The sequence below is a fragment of the Haloarcula rubra genome (genome assembly GCF_019599465.1).
Taxonomy (GTDB): Archaea; Halobacteriota; Halobacteria; order Halobacteriales; family Haloarculaceae; genus Haloarcula; species Haloarcula rubra.
Genome location: NZ_RKLR01000003.1, coordinates 326,052 through 342,219 on the forward strand (window position 1 = coordinate 326,052; position 16,168 = coordinate 342,219).

Below are 16,168 nucleotides of genomic sequence, written 5' to 3' on the forward strand. Positions count from 1 at the left end.
GAGCGACGAGCGGTACTGACAACGGCGCAATTATTCCGCGGCGAGATGTCAGGTGCGCCGAGCGACCCGTCGGCGGCCGTCACGTCACTCGGCCGACGTTCGGGGGAAGGTGAGTTCGAGCACGGTGTGTCGGCCGTCAGTCCCGGCCGACACCGTTCCACCGGCCTGCTCGACGCCCCAGTTGACGAGCCAACGGCCCATGTCGTCGCTGTCTGCTGGCCGTGGTTCGGCGCCGTGGAGCAACACCGTTTGTTCGTGCTCCGTCAGCGGGTCGCCCGTATCGCTGACCGTGACGGTGACCGTCTCGGCCTCGGCGGTGACGGCGATGCCGACCACAGAGTCGGTGTCGGCGGCCAGCGACCGTTCGGCGGCGTGTCGGAGCGACACGCGAAACACCGGTTCGAACAGGCCGCTACAGTAGGCCCACTCGCCCAGACTGGCCTCGAGGACGAACGTCACGTCGGGTCGCCACTCTCGCGCGGCGTCTATCTCCTCGTGGATTATCGGCACGATGTCGGCCGGCGGTTCCGATTCCGGTGAGACCATCGTCGCCAGTTCCCCGGCACGGTCGCTCACGTCCAGTGCGACCGACACTCGTTCGCGGAGGACCGCCACGTCGGAGATCGTGTCCCCGTCGTCGACGACCCGCTGGACGGTGTCCATCTCCTCCTGCAACGTCGCCCGGAGGACCTCGTTGAGGCCGTCGAGACGCTGCTTTCGCTCCCGCCGTTCGGTCACGTCACGGAGCGTCACCACCTCGCCGAAGACGTGGTCGTCGTCGCCGTCTATCGGCGCGGTCTGGACGTCGTAGTGAGCCGTCCCGTCCTCGTCCTCGACGGATACCGTCGTCGCCGTCGCGTCGTCCGCGAGGTCCGCGAGGACGGCCACGTCGTCGGCGTGACGGCCGAGCAGTGACTCCCGGTCGGTCCCGACGAGCGCGCAGGCCGCCGGGTTACAGTCGACGACCACACTGCCGGTGTCGAGGACGAACACCGGGTCGTCGATAGCGTCGACGGCCGTGCCGGACGCGAGGTGCGAGGACACCGGCATCCGGGAGAACATATCGTACTCGACGATGGCGACCACCGCGAGCAGACTCGACAGCGCGAAGGCGATAGGTGTCGGGTCGAAGACAGCCGTCGGGACGAGGTCCGTCGCGAAGACGTAACTCGCGGCGATGGGAACCACCGCAGCACCGACCAGTGCGGCCGCTCGCCCCCGATACAGCGACCGCTGTTCGAGGATGAACTCGACGAGGAGGATGGCCCCGGAGGCGACGACGAGCCACGTGAACAGCGCGAACAGCCACATGCCGGGACCGAAGCCACCGGTGAGCGCCGTCACGCCGCCGTAGGCCGTCGTCTGCACAGGTGTTCGGATAGCCCCCTCGTAGGCGAACAGTGCCGCGACGAGCGTCACGGCCGGGACGATAGCGAGGACAGCCCACCGCGTCCGAGTGAGATACTCCGTGCGGCCAGTGTACTCGAAGACGAAGGCTATCCACGCGAGCGGGAGGACGACGACGCCGACCCACTCGAACCGGGCGAACAGGAACGTCCTCGTCTGCGACTCGGCCAGCAGTTCGCCCGCGTAGAACGCTATCCACCAGAACTCGGCGAGCGAGAGGACGACCAACGGCCGCGCCCCCGGAACCGTCCTGTGACGAACCGCAAGCGCCGCGACGACTGCACAGGAGAGCGCGGACAGCCCCAGCGCCGACAGAAATATGTTGCCCACCATACTCGTAATCCCAACTCACGGGAGAGCGTAAAAAACGTGCGCTTTACTTCCTCATCCCGGATGTTGGCTGTCAGTTCCGCCGAGGGCCGACTCCGTCACTTCGCTCATCCGTCGCCCCTCGCCATCTCGAACATCTCTATCGCCGCCTCCCGTCGCTCGCTGTGGTCCACGATGGGGTCGGGGTAGTCGGGAGCGGCGTTCCGGCGCTGGGTCAGGGACGCCTCGTGCCACTCGTGGATTATCTCGGGGGCGGCGTCTTCGAGTTCCGGCACGTAGTGTTTGATGTACTCGGCGTCGGGGTCGTAGCGCTCGCCCTGCGTCATCGGGTTGAACACCCGGAAGTACGGTTGCGCGTCAGTCCCCGTCGATGCGGCCCACTGCCACCCGCCGTTGTCGTTGGCGGTGTCGTGGTCGACCAGTTTCTCCCGAAACCACTCGTAGCCGTGCCGCCAGTCGAGCAGGAGGTCCTTCGTGAGGAAGGAGGCCACAATCATGCGGACGCGGTTGTGCATGAACGCCTCCTCGCGGAGTTGGCGCATCCCGGCGTCGACGATGGGATAGCCCGTCTCGCCGTCCTTCCACGCCTGCAGGTGGTCCTCGTCGTAGTTCCACTCGATGTCGCGCTCGTAGCTCTTGTAGTTCTCCGTGACGACGCCGGGGTTCGCGAACAGTACCTGCGCGTAGAACTCCCGCCACGCGAGTTGGGAGAGGAACTCCTCGACCGATTCCGCCTCGGCACTGCCGGGTTCGACGGCGTCGCGTGCCTCGGCGGTGGCCTCGTACACCTCCCGGATACCGACGGTGCCGAACTTGAGGTGGGCCGAGAGCCGCGAGGTGCAGTCGTCGGCGGGGTAGTCCCGCCGGTCCTCGTAGCGGTAGACGTTCTCGTCGAGGAACGCGTCGAGCAACTCGCGAGCGTGGTCGGTACCGGCGGGCGGCACGTCGGCCTCAGGGGTATCGAACCCGAGGTCCGAGAGCGTCGGCAGGTCGTCACCGTCGACGTCGGCCAGTGCGTCCGCGGCGGGGGCGTCGTAGGGGTCGGCCTTCTCCCGGTCGTGCCACTTCCGACCGAAGTACGTGAAGACGCTGTAGGGGTCGCCGTCGTTGGTCGTAATCTCGCCGGGTTCGTGGAGGACGGCGTTCTGGACGGCCTCGCGGGCCACGTCGGCGTCGTCCAGTGCCCGGCGGACGGCGGCGTCTCGCTCCCGGGCGAGACCGGAGTAGTCCTTGCCCCACGTCACCGTCTCTGCGCCGTACTCGGCGGCCAGTTCGGGGAGGACCGTCCGTGGGTCCCCGTGGGCGACGACGAGGTCGGAGCCGTGGTCGCGGTACCACGACCGGAGGCTCTCGAGGGCGTCCAGCATGAACGCGACCCGCGGCGGGCCGGCGTGTGTGAGTACGTTCGTATCGAAGACGAACACCGGGACTACGGCGTCATCGGGGCTCGCCCGCGCGAGGCCCACGTTGTCGGCCGCCCGCAGGTCTCGACGGTGCCAGTGAAGGCGCATATCCGGTGGACGCTCGCCGCGGGCAAAAAGCCGTACCCAACAGGGTTTGGCTCCGACCGGCGGCAGAGTTATCTCGGCGGGCCCGGTGGTCGCGGGTATGTCAGACGATGCCGTTCTCCTGACCATCGAAGACGACGTGGCAACGGTGACGTTGAACAGACCTGACGTGCGGAACGCCCTCGCCGAGGAGACGTCCGAGCGACTGATAGAGCGCTTCGACACCATCGCGGACAGCGACGCCCGCTGTGTCGTCCTCGAAGGAGCCGGACCGGCGTTCTGTGCCGGCGGCGACGTGGGCGCGATGGTCGAAGGCGTCGCCGGCGACCAGCCACCCGCCGAGCGCGTCGAACTCGTCGTCTCGGCCATCCACGGCGCTATCGAGGCGGTCCACGACTGCCGACTACCGGTCGTAGCGAAGATAGACGGCGCGACGTTCGGTGCCGGCGCTGGCCTCGCACTGGCGTGTGACGTGCAGTTAGCCAGTCCAGAGGCGAAGATAGGGTTCGGGTTCCGGCGCGTCGGCCTCGCTATCGACTCGGGCGTCTCCTATTTCCTCCCGCGACTCGTCGGCCCGAACAAGGCCAAGGAACTGGTCTTCACCGGGGAACTGCTCGACGCCGACACGGCCCGCGAACTGGGTATCTTCACCCGCTTGTTCGAGGCCGACGAGTTCGAGGACGGCGTCGAAAACATGGTCGAAACCATCGCAGAGGGACCGACCGTCGCGCTGACACAGGCCAAGCGGTTGCTGGACCGCGGGACCGAATCGACGTTCGAGCAAGCGCTCGACGACGAGGCTACGGCTCAGGGCCTCGCGTTCACGACGGCCGACCACGAGGAAGGCGCGACGGCGTTCATGGAACAGCGGTCTCCGGAGTTCGAGGGTCGCTGACCGCAGGCGGGCGAGCGGAAAGTGGCTATCGTCAACCCTTTTCTACCACCCGGTTGACGAAGTGCGTATGACGGACGACAGGTTCCGCCTCGCAGTCGACCGGGACGCACGGTCGTTTCGCTACTACCGCAACGCCGTCGAGCGACACTGGGACCCCGCGGACGTCGACCTCGACGGCGACCGCGACCCGCTAGTCGACGCTCACCCGAAGACCTTCGACAACTTCCGGGCGACCGTCGCGAAGTTCGGGGCCGGTGAACGGGCCGTAACCGAGGACCTCGCACCGCTCACCGTCGTCCTCGACGACGCCGAGGCACAGGCCTACCTCAGCACCCAACTGTACGAGGAGGCGCGACACCTCGACTTCTTCGAGCGGTACTGGCGGGAGGTCGTCAACCCGGTAGAGACGGCCCGCGGCCTCGAGCAGACATCACCGACCGAAGACCGGTGGATAAACGCGGCGTACGACGAACTGCTCGCTCGCACCGGCGAGGCGATGCACCGGATCCTCGACGAAGATACGCCGGAGACCCGCGCGGTGGCCTACTGCCACTACCACCTGACGATAGAGGGGATTCTCGCGCAGACGGCCTACTGGGGCCTCCAGCAGAGTTTCGGCCCGAGTGAACCGGACCTCCCGACGCTCCCGGGATTCACCGAGGGTATCGAGTCTATCCGCAGTGACGAGGGCCGACACGTGGGGTTCGGCATGGCGCAGTTGAAGGGACTGGTCGCCGACGGCATCGACCCACAACTCCTCCACGACACCGTGAACGAACTCCTGCCGCTGGTCCAGCGGACGACGACCGACGGTATCGACGACGGTGGGAGCGAGACGCCGGGGCCGTCGGCGGCGGACCTCCAGACGTACGCCGCCGAGAAGCACACCGAACGGATGCGACAGATTACCGACGCCGACGCGGCGATTCCGGACGTCGACACGCTGGTCGCACTGGAGGAATAACTGTGGGAGGCACAACTGTCAAATCCGTAGCCAATGGAGTGTAAACATGGCTAACGAGACGCCGGACTGGGAGTTCAAAGAGCGGGACGTCCACATCCTCCGTGAACTCGCCGCCGAACCACAGCGGTCCTCGCGGGAACTGGCCGGTATTCTCGAAAGCGAGTACGACATCGACGTCTCGCACGTCACCGTCAGCGAGTCCATCCGGAAGATGCGCGAGGAGGAGGTGTTCCGCGAGGCCATCGTCCCCAACGAGTCGCTGTTCAACTTCGCCCTGTTCGAGTTCAAGTTCAACCCCGAACACTTCGCCGACGAGTGGTACGAGGCGATGGTCTCGATTCGCGACGACGAGCACACGCTGTTCTACTTCCTCTCGGACGGGGAGTACCAGTGGAAGTCCGTGATGATGTTCCAGACGCGCGCCGCCGAGTCACGGTGGATACACGAGTTCTACAAGGACCACGGGCGGGTCGTCCAGAACGTCCGCAACTCAGTCGTCCACAACGTGTTGAAGTTCCAGACGGACCCGGAGATATTCACGGAACTGCACGCAGACGACAGATAGAGAAGAGACCGGTCGCTCGCCCGTCTCAGAGTTTCCGCTCGGCGTCTTCGGCCAGTTCCTTCATGCGCTTGCCGACCCGGCCGGCGTCGGAGAACTCGTCTTCGCTCATGGCCGTCGCCAGCGCGTTCCCGAGGACGAAGACGGCGTGCTTGTGTTCGCTCTTGGACTTGTGGACGTCGGAGGGGCGCACGTCGAGTTCCTGATAGGGGTCGAACAGGGTCGGGTCGACGCTGTCCATCTCGTCGCGGAAGAACTCCATGATGGTCACCATCTGTTCGTGTAGCTCTAACAGCTCGTCTTTGTGCATTGTCGTGTGCTATGTGACGGGACTCGTATAAGAATTGCTTGAGAAGGGGTACCAGACCGTCACTGTTCGATATTCAGAAGACGTACTCGTCGTCGTGTCCCATCATACCGTCGTCCTCGAAGCCTGGCTCTTCGTCCTCGTCCTGCGGGCCGGAGGTTTTGTACGCCTTCAGCCCGGTCGACAGGAGGTCTTCGATGGCTTCTTCGCGGTTGAGGAACTCGCCCTGCTCTACGAGCTGGGCGATCTGCATTTCGAGGTGTTCCGGGATGTTGATCTCTACCTTTGGCATCGCAACGTTGGCCCCTTTGAGTAAGTCATATTTAAACCTGACGGGGGTAGTTGCGTATTTCACAAACCGTTTGTAGATATTACGCAGTATCTACTTCTCGAAATCAGATATTAATTTTCGAAATGGGGAACAGCCACGACCGACGCCGTCTACGCGGAGCCAGTGGTCGTGGGTATAGTCAGGCTCAAAGGGTCGGAATCCTAAGACCGAGGTGATGGAACCACTGCGTGGCGACGAGGCGACGGTGGGTGAGACATCGGTCGTCACACGCGGCTGTCGCGTCGAGAGCGGTGCCCCCAGAACGGTCCTCGACACCGAGACGCGGCCGCGATTCGCGTGGGCGACAGACGCCGAATCGGTGGCGGCCGCCGGTGCCGCCGCTACCGTCACGGCGTCCGGGCCGTCTCGGTTCGCCGACGTACAGGCCGCCGCGAGGGCGGTGTTCGACCGCTGTACCGTTCCGACAGAGCTCCCGAGTGCGGCGCGCCCGCGCCTGTTCGGTGGCTTCGCCTTCCACGACGGCGACACCGAGAGCGAGGACTCGCCGTGGGACGGGTTTCCCGGTGCCGCGTTCTTCCTCCCAGAGGTGCAAGTGACGCGAACGGACGGCGGCACGTGGCTGACGACGACCGGGACCGGGCCGACGGCGACGGCCGACGCCGAGCGACGGCTCGACGAGTGGGCCGACCGGCTGACCGACGCCCCCGACGCCGTCCCGAACGTCCCACCGGGCGTCGAATCGCGGGAGCGAACCCCTTCGCAAGCGACGTGGCGCGACCAGGTGGGTGCCGCGCTCGAGAGCGTCCAGGACGGGAACTTACAGAAGGTGGTCCTCGCGCAGGCACTGCGCGTGCAGTTGCGGGACGACCTCTCGGTCCCGGACGTCCTCGACCGGTTGGCGGCGACGTATCCGGACTGCTATCGCTTCCTGCTCTCACCCGAGGACGGCGGCACGTTCTTCGGTGCGACCCCGGAGCGACTCGTGTCTCTCCGGGGGCGAACCGTCCGAACAGAGGCCCTCGCGGGGTCGACCGGGCGGGGCGATACCCCCGCAGAGGACGAGTGGCTGGCCGCGGAACTGCTCGACAGCGAGAAGGACACGCACGAACACGAACTCGTCGCCGACGCTATCCGCGAGCAGCTGGAACCGTTCGCGAGTTCGGTCCGCATCGGCGACCGCACCGTCAGACGGCTGGCGACGGTCCAGCACCTCCGGACCTCGATAACGGCCGAACTCCGGCGGGACGAACACGTCCTCTCGCTCGTCGAGGCCCTGCACCCGACGCCCGCCGTCGGGGGGCTTCCACCGGACGAGGCGCTCCGGACAATCCGGGAGACGGAGACGTTCGACCGCGGGTGGTACGCCGCACCGATAGGGTGGGTCGACGCCGCGGGCAACGGTACGTTCGCCGTCGGCATCCGCTCGGCCGTCGCACGGGACAGACTCGCGACGCTGTTCGCCGGCGCGGGCATCGTCGCCGACAGCGACCCGGACAGAGAGTGGGACGAGGTCCAGCTGAAGTACCGGCCGATGCTCGACGAACTGGAGTGACCGACGTGAGTTATCCCAACGTCAACACGCTGTGGGCCGAGACGCTCGTCGAGGAACTGGTCGCCGGTGGCGTCGATTCGGTCTGTGTCTCGCCGGGGAGTCGGTCGACGCCGCTGACGGTGGCGTTCGCTGAGCACCCCGACGTCACGGTGTACTCGCACCTCGACGAGCGGTCCTCGGCGTTCTTCGCGCTCGGCCGCGCGAAGCGGACTGGTGAACCGACGCCGCTGGTCTGTACCTCCGGGACCGCCGCCGCGAACTTCCACCCGGCCGTCGTCGAGGCGACCCAGTCCGGCGTCCCGATGCTCCTGTTGACCGCCGACCGGCCCCCGGAACTCACCGACAGCGGCGCGAACCAGACCGTCGACCAGGAGAAACTGTACGGCGACGCGGTCCGCTGGTACCGGGACATGCCGGAACCGGCGGCCAGACCGCGAGCGGTCCGGATGCTCCGGACGACTGCGGCCCGTGCGCTCGCGAAGTCGACCGGGAGCGACCCCGGCCCGGTCCACCTCAACTGCCGCTTTCGGAAGCCGCTCGAACCGACACCGGCGCCGGACGACGGCCCAGACGGCGTACCGGACGACTGGGCCGGTGGAGACCAGCTGGCCGCCGAGGGTCGGAACGGCCCGTTCGTCAGGACGAGACAGGGGGCCCCAGAGCCACCGGCCACCGAGGTGGCCCGAATCGCTCGAGCCGTAGAGGCGGCCGACCGGGGCCTGCTCGTCGCCGGGCCAGCGGACGATGGCCTAGCGACAGCGCCGCTGGAATCACTCGCGAACGCGACGGGCTTCCCGGTGCTCGCAGACCCGCTCTCCGACCGCCGCTACGGCCCACACGTCGACCGCATCGACCCGCCGGTGTGTGGCGGCTACGACGCCTATCTCGGGAGCGAGGCGACGGAGTCGTGGCCGGCCCCCGACGTCGTCCTCCGGTTCGGCGCGTCGCCGACCTCCAAGCCGCTCCGGCACTACCTTCGCGACGCCGAATGCAGGCAGATACTCGTCGACCCCTCGGGCGGGTGGTCCGAAGCGGAGTTCACCGCGACGGACTACCTCGTGGCCGACGAGGACGCGGTCGCCCGTGCGGTGGCCGACCGGGTGAGCGAACCGGGAACACGGGCGTGGCGCGAGCGCTTCGCGACTGCCGAACGGCTCCACTGGGAGGCCGTCTCGGACGCCTTCGGCGACCGCTACTGGGAAGGCGGCGTGCTGGCGGACGTAGCGGCGAACGCACCGGACCCGGCGACGGTGTTCGTCTCGAACAGCATGCCGGTGCGGGACCTCGACCGGTTCGGCGCACCCCGGACGGCAGACTTGTCCGTCCTCGGCAACCGCGGGGCGAGCGGCATCGACGGCATCACCTCGACGGCGCTGGGTGCGGGGAGCGCCACCGAGGACCCCCTCGTCCTCGTCACCGGTGACCTCGCCTACTACCACGACATGAACGGGTTGCTGGCGCTCGCCCGGTGCGGCGTCGACGCGACGATAGTCCTCCTGAACAACGACGGGGGCGGCATCTTCCACGTGCTCCCTATCGAGGACGACGACACCTTCGAGGAGCAGTTCAAGACCCCGCACGGACTGGACTTCGAGCCGACGGGCGACCTCTACGGGCTGACGTTCCGCCGCGTCGAGGGCCGCGAGGCGTTCCTCGACGCGTTCGCCGACGCTGTCCGGACCGACGGCACGCAGGTCCTCGAAGTGTCGTTCGACGCCGAAGCGAGCCACGCCGTCCGGGACGACCTGACCGCTCGGGTGCGGGCCGCTATCGCCAGTCGCTGAGCGACGCTTCCAGCGTGTCGACCGGGACCGAGGTGGTCCGCTCCGCTAGCTCCGGGAACTCCGTGTAGGCCGTCTCGTTCCTGCTGAAGTCCGGCCGACTGCTCTCGGGGCCGGTCGTCGACCCGGAGACGACGCCGACGACGTCGCCGTCCAGCGTGACCAGCGGCCCGCCGCTGTTCCCGCGCTGTGTCGGAACGGTCGAGAGGAGCCAGTCGATACCGTCTAGCACCCGGAGATAGCGACCGAGGCTGATTATCCACTGCCCGAGTCGCCCCGGGTGGCCGACGGTGACGAGCGGGTCGCCACGCGAGAGGTCTTCCACGTTCCCCAGCGAGAGTGGCGGGACGGACAGGTCTGTCTCTAGAAGCGCGAGGTCCGGCCGGAGGTCCTCGTGGTAGCCGACCCGTTCGGCGGTTCCGGTCGCTCCGTCGAACGTCTCGACCGAGAGCGTCGGAGACCCGTCGGCGACGTGTGCGTTCGTCACGATTTCGCCCTCGCCGACGACCCATCCGGTCCCGCCGGCGTTGCCGTCCCGGAGCACCACCACGGAGTCCCGCACGGCGGTCCCCACCTCGGAGGCGCGTTCCCGAGTTGCCTGCGAGAACTCCTGTTGGACCGGTTCAGTCTCGGTGCCGGCCGAGGGCGTCAAGGGGGCGTCCGTCCCGACACCGCCCGCCTGTGGGTTCGTGGTCTCCCCCGACGTGGCTCCGGAGTCACGTCTCGACGTGGGTTCGAAACCGGACAGTTCGCTACACCCGGACAGTCCGAGGGCCGCGGCGGCAGAGACGAGAAACGACCGACGAGAGTGCTCCATACGTGTGCGACCGGCCCGACTCACAAAAGCCTGCGTCTAGAGTCGCAGGACCGAGTAGGTGAGTATCGAGAATCCGAACGGGAGCCACGTCCCGCTCAGGGCTACGACGCCGAGCAGCGAGAGGAAACTGACGTTCAGTGCCACCAGTACCAGCGGCGTGACGAGGCTCCAGGCCCCGAAGACGAGCATCGCGACGTTGGGCACGGACTGGAGGTACCCGACGACGAGGACGAGACAGAGACCGAGGACGAGGTTGACGAACAGCGGGAACGCCGGGACGAGTGCGCTGAACAGCAGGACTGGGTAGAGCGCGAACGTGATGCCGAGCAGTGTGAGTTCGCGCCCGGTGGGGACGAGGCGCTCGTATCTCGACCCCGTCTGGACGGAGTCTCTGACCGCGTACGTGTCGGTCCCGGTCCACGCGTCGGCCCCGCCGGCGTCGGCGTACCCACCCCGTGCGTCCGTCTCCGCGGTCCTGCCAGCAGACCGGCCGCTGTCGGTCCGTCTCGTCCGGCCGTCCCCGGCCGCCGTCCCGTCGCCGTGGGTCGTCCCAGTCCGGTCCTCACGGTCCGCACGCACCCGCTCGCTGGCGCGCCGCTCTCGCTCGGCGCGTTCGCGTGCCCGCTGGTGGGGGTCGCCGTCGTCCGACTCGGCGGACGTGTCGCCCGCGGACGTCGTCCGACTGGCCGCCGACTCGCCGTAGCCGGCCCGACGCGCCGCCGCGGCGACGTCGCTCTCGGTCACCGACGACTCGCGACCCACGAAGGCCTCGTGGCCGAGTCGGTCGTAGCGTTCGCGAGCGGCCTCGTCGACGAGGACGTCACGGGCCTCGACGATGGTCTGTGTCACCTCGCGTGCGTCGGCGGCGTCGCTCACGTCCGGGTGCGTCTCCTTCAGACGCTCCCGGTAGGCGGCCTCTATCTCCTCGGTCGTCGCGTCCGCCGCGACGCCGAGGACGTCGTAGAACGTCTCAGTCATGCGGGCGCTGAACGGGACGTAGGTCGGCCACAGCTACGTATAAATCCTCGTCCCCAGTTCTCAGTAGTCACGTTCGAGGTCGCGGTCGTCGGCCACTTCGCGGTGGGGCTGTTCCGCCGGTGGCGTGCCCGTCCCGCCGTCGGCGCGCTGTGACGCCAACCGCTCCAGCGCTGCGGCGATGCGACCCAGCACCTGCACGAAGTGGTAGAACAGGTAGACCGTCCAGAGCGTCGCGACGGCGAGCAAGCCGAGCAGTATCTGCTGGACGATAACGAGACTGTAGGCGAGGACCAACACCGAGAACACCGCCAGGCCGGCTCTCAATGTCCGGTCGTTCGTCGTGGAGGGCATGCACGTCGGGTGACGGACGGCCCCGTCGAAAGCGTTTCGCCGTCACTGCGAATCTTTTTGCGCCGCCCACCGTCATGCCCGGTATGGTCTCAGAGCTATTCGACCCGGACCGCTGGGAACCCGTCGAGCGGTTCGACTTCACCGACATCACCTACCACCGCTCTACCGAGACGGGTGCGGTCCGAATCGCCTTCGACCGCCCCGAGGTCCGCAACGCCTTCCGACCCGAGACGGTCGACGAACTCTCCGCGGCGCTGGACCACGCGAAGCGACTCACCGACGTCGGCTGTGTCCTCCTCACCGGGAACGGCCCGTCGCCGAAGGACGGCGGGTGGGCGTTCTGTTCGGGCGGCGACCAGCGCATCAGGGGGGAGAGCGGGTACGAGTACGATGTCGACGAGGACAGCGAGTCGCCACGCGACTCGGAACGGGCGAGCGGGGCGCAGCGAGACCCGCGAGACGTCGGGGACGACGACGACGCACCGGAGAACGTCGGCCGACTCCACATCCTCGAAGTCCAGCGCCAGATTCGCCACATCCCCAAACCCGTCGTCGCCGTCGTCCCGGGGTGGGCCGTCGGCGGCGGCCACTCCCTGCACGTCGTCTGTGACCTCACGCTCGCCAGCGAGGAGCACGCGAAGTTCCTCCAGACCGACCCCGACGTGGGGAGTTTCGACGGCGGCTTTGGCTCCGCGTACCTCGCCAGACAGATCGGCCAGAAGAAGGCCCGCGAGGTGTTCTTCCTCGGGAAGACCTACGACGCCGAGGAAGCCGCCGACATGGGCATGGTCAACGAGGTGGTGCCCCACGAGGAACTGGCGGACGTGGCCGTCGACTGGGCCCGGCGCATGAACGAGAAGTCGCCGACGGCGATGCGGATGCTGAAGTACGCCTTCAACCTCGACTCGGACGGCATGGTCGGCCAGCAGGTGTTCGCCGGTGAGGCGACGCGACTCGCCTACATGACCGACGAAGCACAGGAGGGCCGAGACGCGTTCAACGAGGGCCGGAAACCGGACTTCGACGACGTCCCGTGGCACTACTGAGACGGGGTCTCGGGTGGGTCGGCACGCGGGAACCTGAGTTCGACCACGGTCCCGGTCGGGTCGTTCTCACGGACGTCGAACGACCCGCCGCTGTTTATCGCCATCCAGCGGACGAACCACAGTCCCAGTCCCGTCGAGTGCCTCAGGTTTGACTCCATCCCGGCGGCGAGAACCTCTCGTTCCGCCTCGGGCATCCCCGGGCCGTCGTCGGTGACGGTGACGACCACGGCGTCGGCTTCGACGGTCACGTCCACCAATACGGTCACGTCGGTCTGGCCGTACTCGACGGCGTTCTCGACGAGTTCGCCGAGCGCGAGTTCGAGCGAGTCGTGGGCCCGTGCCCACGCCTCGTCGGGTGCGGAGGCGACGACGTTGCCGTCGGTGTGACCCATCCTGACCTCCTCGATGACGTGGTGGACGTGCGAGACGACGTCCATCGGACCGACGTGGTCGGTGGAACTCGGGTCGAGCGTTTCGTGAAACTCCCTCGCGGTGTCCCCGAGGTCCAGTAGTTCGGTGGCCGCCCGTTCGATGGCCGCCGCCGGCGTCCTGACCCCCTCGTCGTCGCTGGCTTCCCTGAGGAACTCCACCTGTGCGAGGACCACGTGGAGTTTGTTGCGGAGGTTGTGCCGGAGGACGCGGTCCAGCACCGACAGGCGAGACTCCCGCTCTCGGTGGCTGGTCACGTCACGGCTCACGCAGACGACGCCGTCGAACTCGGACGCCGGGTTCATCGCGACGGCCGTCTGGAACTTCCGGTCCCGGCCCTCGGCGTCCCGTATCGTCGTCTCGATGGTCGTCTGTGACGCGCCCGCGTCGGCCAGTTCGAGGATAGCGCCGGAGAGCGCGGCGGCGTGTGTCCGTCCCAGCACGGTTCGGACGTGTTCGCCGGTCAGTTCGCCCGGGGCGCGGTCACAGAGGTCGGCGGTCGCCTCGTTGGACAGCGTGAACCGGAGGTCGGCGTCGAGCGAGTATATCGGGTCGCCGGCCGCACGGACTATCTGTTCGTACTGTCGGAGGGTCCGTGCCTGCTCGACTCGTTCGGTGATGTCCTGCTGGAACCCGACGAAGTGTGTCAGCCCCGACGGCCCGAACACCGGGGCTATCTCGACGTGGTTCCAGAACATCGTCCCGTCTCGCCGGTAGTTGCGGAGTTCGACGGTCACGCCCTCGCCTCGGTCGATGGCCTCGCGCATCTCCCGGACCGGTTCCGGGTCGGTCTCGGGCCCTTGCAGAAACCGACAGTTCCGGCCCAGAATCTCCGAGCGCTCGTAGCCAGTCATCTCGACGAAGGCGTCGTTAACGTACTGCAGTGGCTGGTCGTCCTCGGCCGAGGCGATGGTGATACCGGTGAGTGCGTCGTCAATCGCCCGGTTGAAGAGGGCGAGTCGCTCGGACTGGCGCCTGATTCGCAGCAAGGACCGGAGCCGGTTCTCGAACACCGCCGTCGACGTCGGCACCGTCAGCACGTCGTCGACGGTCTCTGGCGGGTTCTGGACCGTGTGCTCGGGGGCGTCCGGGCCGACCACCAGCAACACCGGCACGAAGAGCGGGTCCGCCTCGGCCCGCCGTTCGGTGAGTTGGTCTGCGACCCGCGGGTAGGTCGCGGTGTCGACCAGACAGACGTCGAACTGGGGCAGGTCCCGCAGCGACTCCGGTGTCAGGACCTCGAAGTCGTCGAGTTGGGTCGCGAGCAACTCGCGGTTCCTGTCGTTGTCGATGAGTAACGCGACCCGCTCCGGGCCGCCGTCGAGTGCCGCCGTGAGCGTGCTGCGGGGGGCAGTCATCGGTCGGCTACTCGACCCGTCTCGTCGGGGTCCCCGTCAGGATGCCGCGCAGGTCGTCGAGCGTCTCCCCGACGGCGATGCCGTCCGACTCGATACGGAACTGCCGGAGCGTGGCCTCGAAGTCGCCGAAGCGCTTCTTGAGGACGCCGATGGCCTTCTGTATCTCTCCGTCCACCTCGATGTAGCGGATGAACACGACGTTGTCGGCGAGGTACGAGAGCCGAGAGTCCGACGCCTGAAACGACCCCGTGACCGAGCGCACTTCGTCGGTGAGCAGGACAGTCACGCCCCTGTTCCGGAGGTACCGACAGAGCGCGTTCAACTCCGTCTCCAGACCCTCGGTCTCGTCCCGGAGCGCCATCCGATACCCGGCGGTGCCGTCCAGCAGGACCATCTCGGTATCCCGCGCGTCGACGTCTCGCCTGACGGTGTCGGCGAACTCGTCGGCGGAGACAGTCACCGGTTCGACCTCGGACAGACGGAACGTGCCGTCGGCCTCGAGGGCGTCGATGTCGTACCCGAGGGCGTTCGAGCGGTGGCGGAAACTGGACGCCGTCTCTTCGAGCAGATACGCCGTGACCGGTTCCCCGCGGTCGGCCGCGGCCCGGAGGAAGGCCATCCCGGTCGTCGACTTCCCGACGCCGCTCGGGCCACTCACGAGGGTGATGCTACCCTGCTCGATACCCCCGCCGAGCAAGAGGTCCAGCGAGTCGATACCCGACGACAGCGTCTCGTAACTGCTCTCCTGGTCGAACTCGGTCGGGTCCAGACTCGGAAACACGGTGATGCCGCCGTCGCCGTCGATGCGGAAACTGTGTCGCCCGCTCCGGAAGTCGGAGCCGCGGAACTTGTCGACCGTCAGGTCGCGGCCGTACTCGGACCGTTCGAGCGTTATCGACCCGTCACTGAGATACTGGAGGTCCTCGTCCGACTCGGCGAGGGTCGGTTGCGTCGTGAACAGCGTCGTCGTGCCCCGCTGTTTGAGGTAACTCGTCATCGACGCCGCCATCCGCTTGAACTGGTACTCGTCCGGCGAGAGGTGGCGCAACAGCGTCAACGGGTCGATGAACACCCGGTCGGGGTCGTGGGTCTCGATGGCCTCCGCGATGCGCGAGACCATCTCGTGGCCTTCGACCTCTCCCGGTCCGAAGACGGTGTACCCTTCGTCTTCGAGGAACTGTGTCGGCGACGGGCTCAGGTCCTCGACGACGACTCCGGAGAGGTCGATGCCGAGCGACGCCGCGTTGGCGACGATGTCGTCGGCCGTCTCTTCGAAGGCGAGGTAGAGGCTCCGTTCGCCCTCGTCGACGCCGGCGGTCAGAAAGTGGTAGCCGAGAATCGTCTTCCCCGTCCCGGACGTTCCACGGACCGTGTAGGTCCGCTCGTCGACGAATCCGCCTGAGAGTACCTCGTCGAGGCCTGGGATGCCGGACGAGACACGGGAACCGTCGGCGTCGGTCATACACAGCGTACCGCGCGTGAAGATAAAAATGCAGTCCCCTACGTGTTGTTTGACACTCACGTTCTCCGCGGAGGAACACGAGTCGGGCACACAGACGAGAGGGGGCGAACCACAGTCGCTTTGGGGATA

The 16,168-nt window shown here is 67.3% G+C and carries 15 protein-coding genes; 6 read left to right on the forward strand and 9 right to left on the reverse strand.

Annotated elements, in window-relative coordinates:
- Positions 1–84: 84 nt before the first annotated feature.
- Complete coding sequence (locus EGH21_RS09905) at positions 85–1,740, reverse strand: histidine kinase N-terminal 7TM domain-containing protein (RefSeq protein ID WP_220618313.1); 1,656 nt, start codon at positions 1,738–1,740, stop codon at positions 85–87.
- A gap of 104 nt (positions 1,741–1,844) precedes the next feature.
- Positions 1,845–3,248 (reverse strand): cryptochrome/photolyase family protein, encoded by a 1,404-nt coding sequence (locus tag EGH21_RS09910; RefSeq protein ID WP_220618314.1) that lies wholly within the window; start codon positions 3,246–3,248, stop codon positions 1,845–1,847.
- Positions 3,249–3,345: 97 nt separating this feature from the next.
- Here EGH21_RS09910 and EGH21_RS09915 point away from each other — a divergent pair, with 97 nt between their 5' ends.
- From EGH21_RS09915 to EGH21_RS09925, 3 genes are all read left to right on the forward strand, one after another.
- Positions 3,346–4,140, forward strand: a complete 795-nt coding sequence (locus tag EGH21_RS09915) for an enoyl-CoA hydratase/isomerase family protein (protein WP_220618315.1) — start codon at positions 3,346–3,348, stop codon at positions 4,138–4,140.
- Positions 4,141–4,207: 67 nt separating this feature from the next.
- On the forward strand, positions 4,208–5,104 hold the full coding sequence (locus tag EGH21_RS09920; RefSeq protein WP_220618316.1) for a ferritin family protein: 897 nt from the start codon (positions 4,208–4,210) through the stop codon (positions 5,102–5,104).
- A gap of 46 nt (positions 5,105–5,150) precedes the next feature.
- Complete coding sequence (locus EGH21_RS09925; protein ID WP_220618317.1) at positions 5,151–5,669, forward strand: Lrp/AsnC family transcriptional regulator; 519 nt, start codon at positions 5,151–5,153, stop codon at positions 5,667–5,669.
- 25 nt (positions 5,670–5,694) lie between these two features.
- Here EGH21_RS09925 and EGH21_RS09930 read toward each other — a convergent pair whose 3' ends face one another.
- Positions 5,695–5,976, reverse strand: coding sequence for a UPF0058 family protein (locus EGH21_RS09930; protein WP_220618318.1), 282 nt, complete (start codon positions 5,974–5,976; stop codon positions 5,695–5,697).
- Between the two features lie 73 nt (positions 5,977–6,049).
- On the reverse strand, positions 6,050–6,265 hold the full coding sequence (locus tag EGH21_RS09935) for a ribbon-helix-helix domain-containing protein (RefSeq protein WP_166970188.1): 216 nt from the start codon (positions 6,263–6,265) through the stop codon (positions 6,050–6,052).
- Positions 6,266–6,479: 214 nt separating this feature from the next.
- On the opposite strand from EGH21_RS09935, the gene EGH21_RS09940 reads away from it, so the two are divergent.
- A complete protein-coding gene (locus EGH21_RS09940; RefSeq protein WP_220618319.1) occupies positions 6,480–7,817 on the forward strand; it encodes an isochorismate synthase in 1,338 nt (445 codons plus the stop codon).
- Positions 7,818–7,822: 5 nt separating this feature from the next.
- Complete coding sequence (gene menD / locus EGH21_RS09945) at positions 7,823–9,601, forward strand: 2-succinyl-5-enolpyruvyl-6-hydroxy-3-cyclohexene-1-carboxylic-acid synthase (RefSeq protein WP_220618320.1); 1,779 nt, start codon at positions 7,823–7,825, stop codon at positions 9,599–9,601.
- On the opposite strand, the gene EGH21_RS09950 is transcribed toward menD, so the two are convergent.
- The 3 genes from EGH21_RS09950 to EGH21_RS09960 are packed head-to-tail and all read right to left on the reverse strand — an operon-like array spanning position 9,585 to position 11,744.
- On the reverse strand, positions 9,585–10,415 hold the full coding sequence (locus EGH21_RS09950; RefSeq protein ID WP_220618321.1) for a S1C family serine protease: 831 nt from the start codon (positions 10,413–10,415) through the stop codon (positions 9,585–9,587). The genes menD and EGH21_RS09950 overlap by 17 nt on opposite strands.
- Before the next feature lie 36 nt (positions 10,416–10,451).
- Positions 10,452–11,393 carry a J domain-containing protein gene (locus EGH21_RS09955; RefSeq protein WP_220618322.1) on the reverse strand — a complete coding sequence of 314 codons (942 nt, stop codon included), beginning with the start codon at positions 11,391–11,393 and terminating at the stop codon, positions 10,452–10,454.
- A gap of 60 nt (positions 11,394–11,453) precedes the next feature.
- Positions 11,454–11,744, reverse strand: coding sequence for a DUF8066 domain-containing protein (locus EGH21_RS09960; protein ID WP_220618323.1), 291 nt, complete (start codon positions 11,742–11,744; stop codon positions 11,454–11,456).
- An 83-nt stretch (positions 11,745–11,827) separates the two neighbouring features.
- On the opposite strand from EGH21_RS09960, the gene EGH21_RS09965 reads away from it, so the two are divergent.
- Positions 11,828–12,790 carry a 1,4-dihydroxy-2-naphthoyl-CoA synthase gene (locus EGH21_RS09965; protein WP_220618324.1) on the forward strand — a complete coding sequence of 321 codons (963 nt, stop codon included), beginning with the start codon at positions 11,828–11,830 and terminating at the stop codon, positions 12,788–12,790.
- Here EGH21_RS09965 and EGH21_RS09970 read toward each other — a convergent pair.
- Both EGH21_RS09970 and EGH21_RS09975 read right to left on the reverse strand, forming a co-directional pair.
- A complete protein-coding gene (locus tag EGH21_RS09970; protein ID WP_220618325.1) occupies positions 12,784–14,577 on the reverse strand; it encodes a receiver/sensor box histidine kinase in 1,794 nt (597 codons plus the stop codon). The genes EGH21_RS09965 and EGH21_RS09970 overlap by 7 nt on opposite strands.
- A 7-nt stretch (positions 14,578–14,584) precedes the next feature.
- Positions 14,585–16,039, reverse strand: a complete 1,455-nt coding sequence (locus EGH21_RS09975; RefSeq protein WP_220618326.1) for an ATPase domain-containing protein — start codon at positions 16,037–16,039, stop codon at positions 14,585–14,587.
- Positions 16,040–16,168: the final 129 nt, after the last annotated feature.

Coding starts and splice junctions, on each gene's coding strand:
- EGH21_RS09960 (WP_220618323.1), bottom strand. CDS start 11,744: ATGCCCTCCACGACGAACGACCGGACATTGAGAGCCGGCCTGGCGGTG.
- EGH21_RS09955 (WP_220618322.1), bottom strand. CDS start 11,393: ATGACTGAGACGTTCTACGACGTCCTCGGCGTCGCGGCGGACGCGACG.
- EGH21_RS09935 (WP_166970188.1), bottom strand. CDS start 6,265: ATGCCAAAGGTAGAGATCAACATCCCGGAACACCTCGAAATGCAGATC.
- EGH21_RS09940 (WP_220618319.1), top strand. CDS start 6,480: ATGGAACCACTGCGTGGCGACGAGGCGACGGTGGGTGAGACATCGGTC.
- EGH21_RS09975 (WP_220618326.1), bottom strand. CDS start 16,039: ATGACCGACGCCGACGGTTCCCGTGTCTCGTCCGGCATCCCAGGCCTC.
- EGH21_RS09925 (WP_220618317.1), top strand. CDS start 5,151: ATGGCTAACGAGACGCCGGACTGGGAGTTCAAAGAGCGGGACGTCCAC.
- EGH21_RS09930 (WP_220618318.1), bottom strand. CDS start 5,976: ATGCACAAAGACGAGCTGTTAGAGCTACACGAACAGATGGTGACCATC.
- EGH21_RS09915 (WP_220618315.1), top strand. CDS start 3,346: ATGTCAGACGATGCCGTTCTCCTGACCATCGAAGACGACGTGGCAACG.
- EGH21_RS09950 (WP_220618321.1), bottom strand. CDS start 10,415: ATGGAGCACTCTCGTCGGTCGTTTCTCGTCTCTGCCGCCGCGGCCCTC.
- EGH21_RS09905 (WP_220618313.1), bottom strand. CDS start 1,740: ATGGTGGGCAACATATTTCTGTCGGCGCTGGGGCTGTCCGCGCTCTCC.
- EGH21_RS09965 (WP_220618324.1), top strand. CDS start 11,828: ATGGTCTCAGAGCTATTCGACCCGGACCGCTGGGAACCCGTCGAGCGG.
- EGH21_RS09920 (WP_220618316.1), top strand. CDS start 4,208: ATGACGGACGACAGGTTCCGCCTCGCAGTCGACCGGGACGCACGGTCG.
- EGH21_RS09970 (WP_220618325.1), bottom strand. CDS start 14,577: ATGACTGCCCCCCGCAGCACGCTCACGGCGGCACTCGACGGCGGCCCG.
- EGH21_RS09910 (WP_220618314.1), bottom strand. CDS start 3,248: ATGCGCCTTCACTGGCACCGTCGAGACCTGCGGGCGGCCGACAACGTG.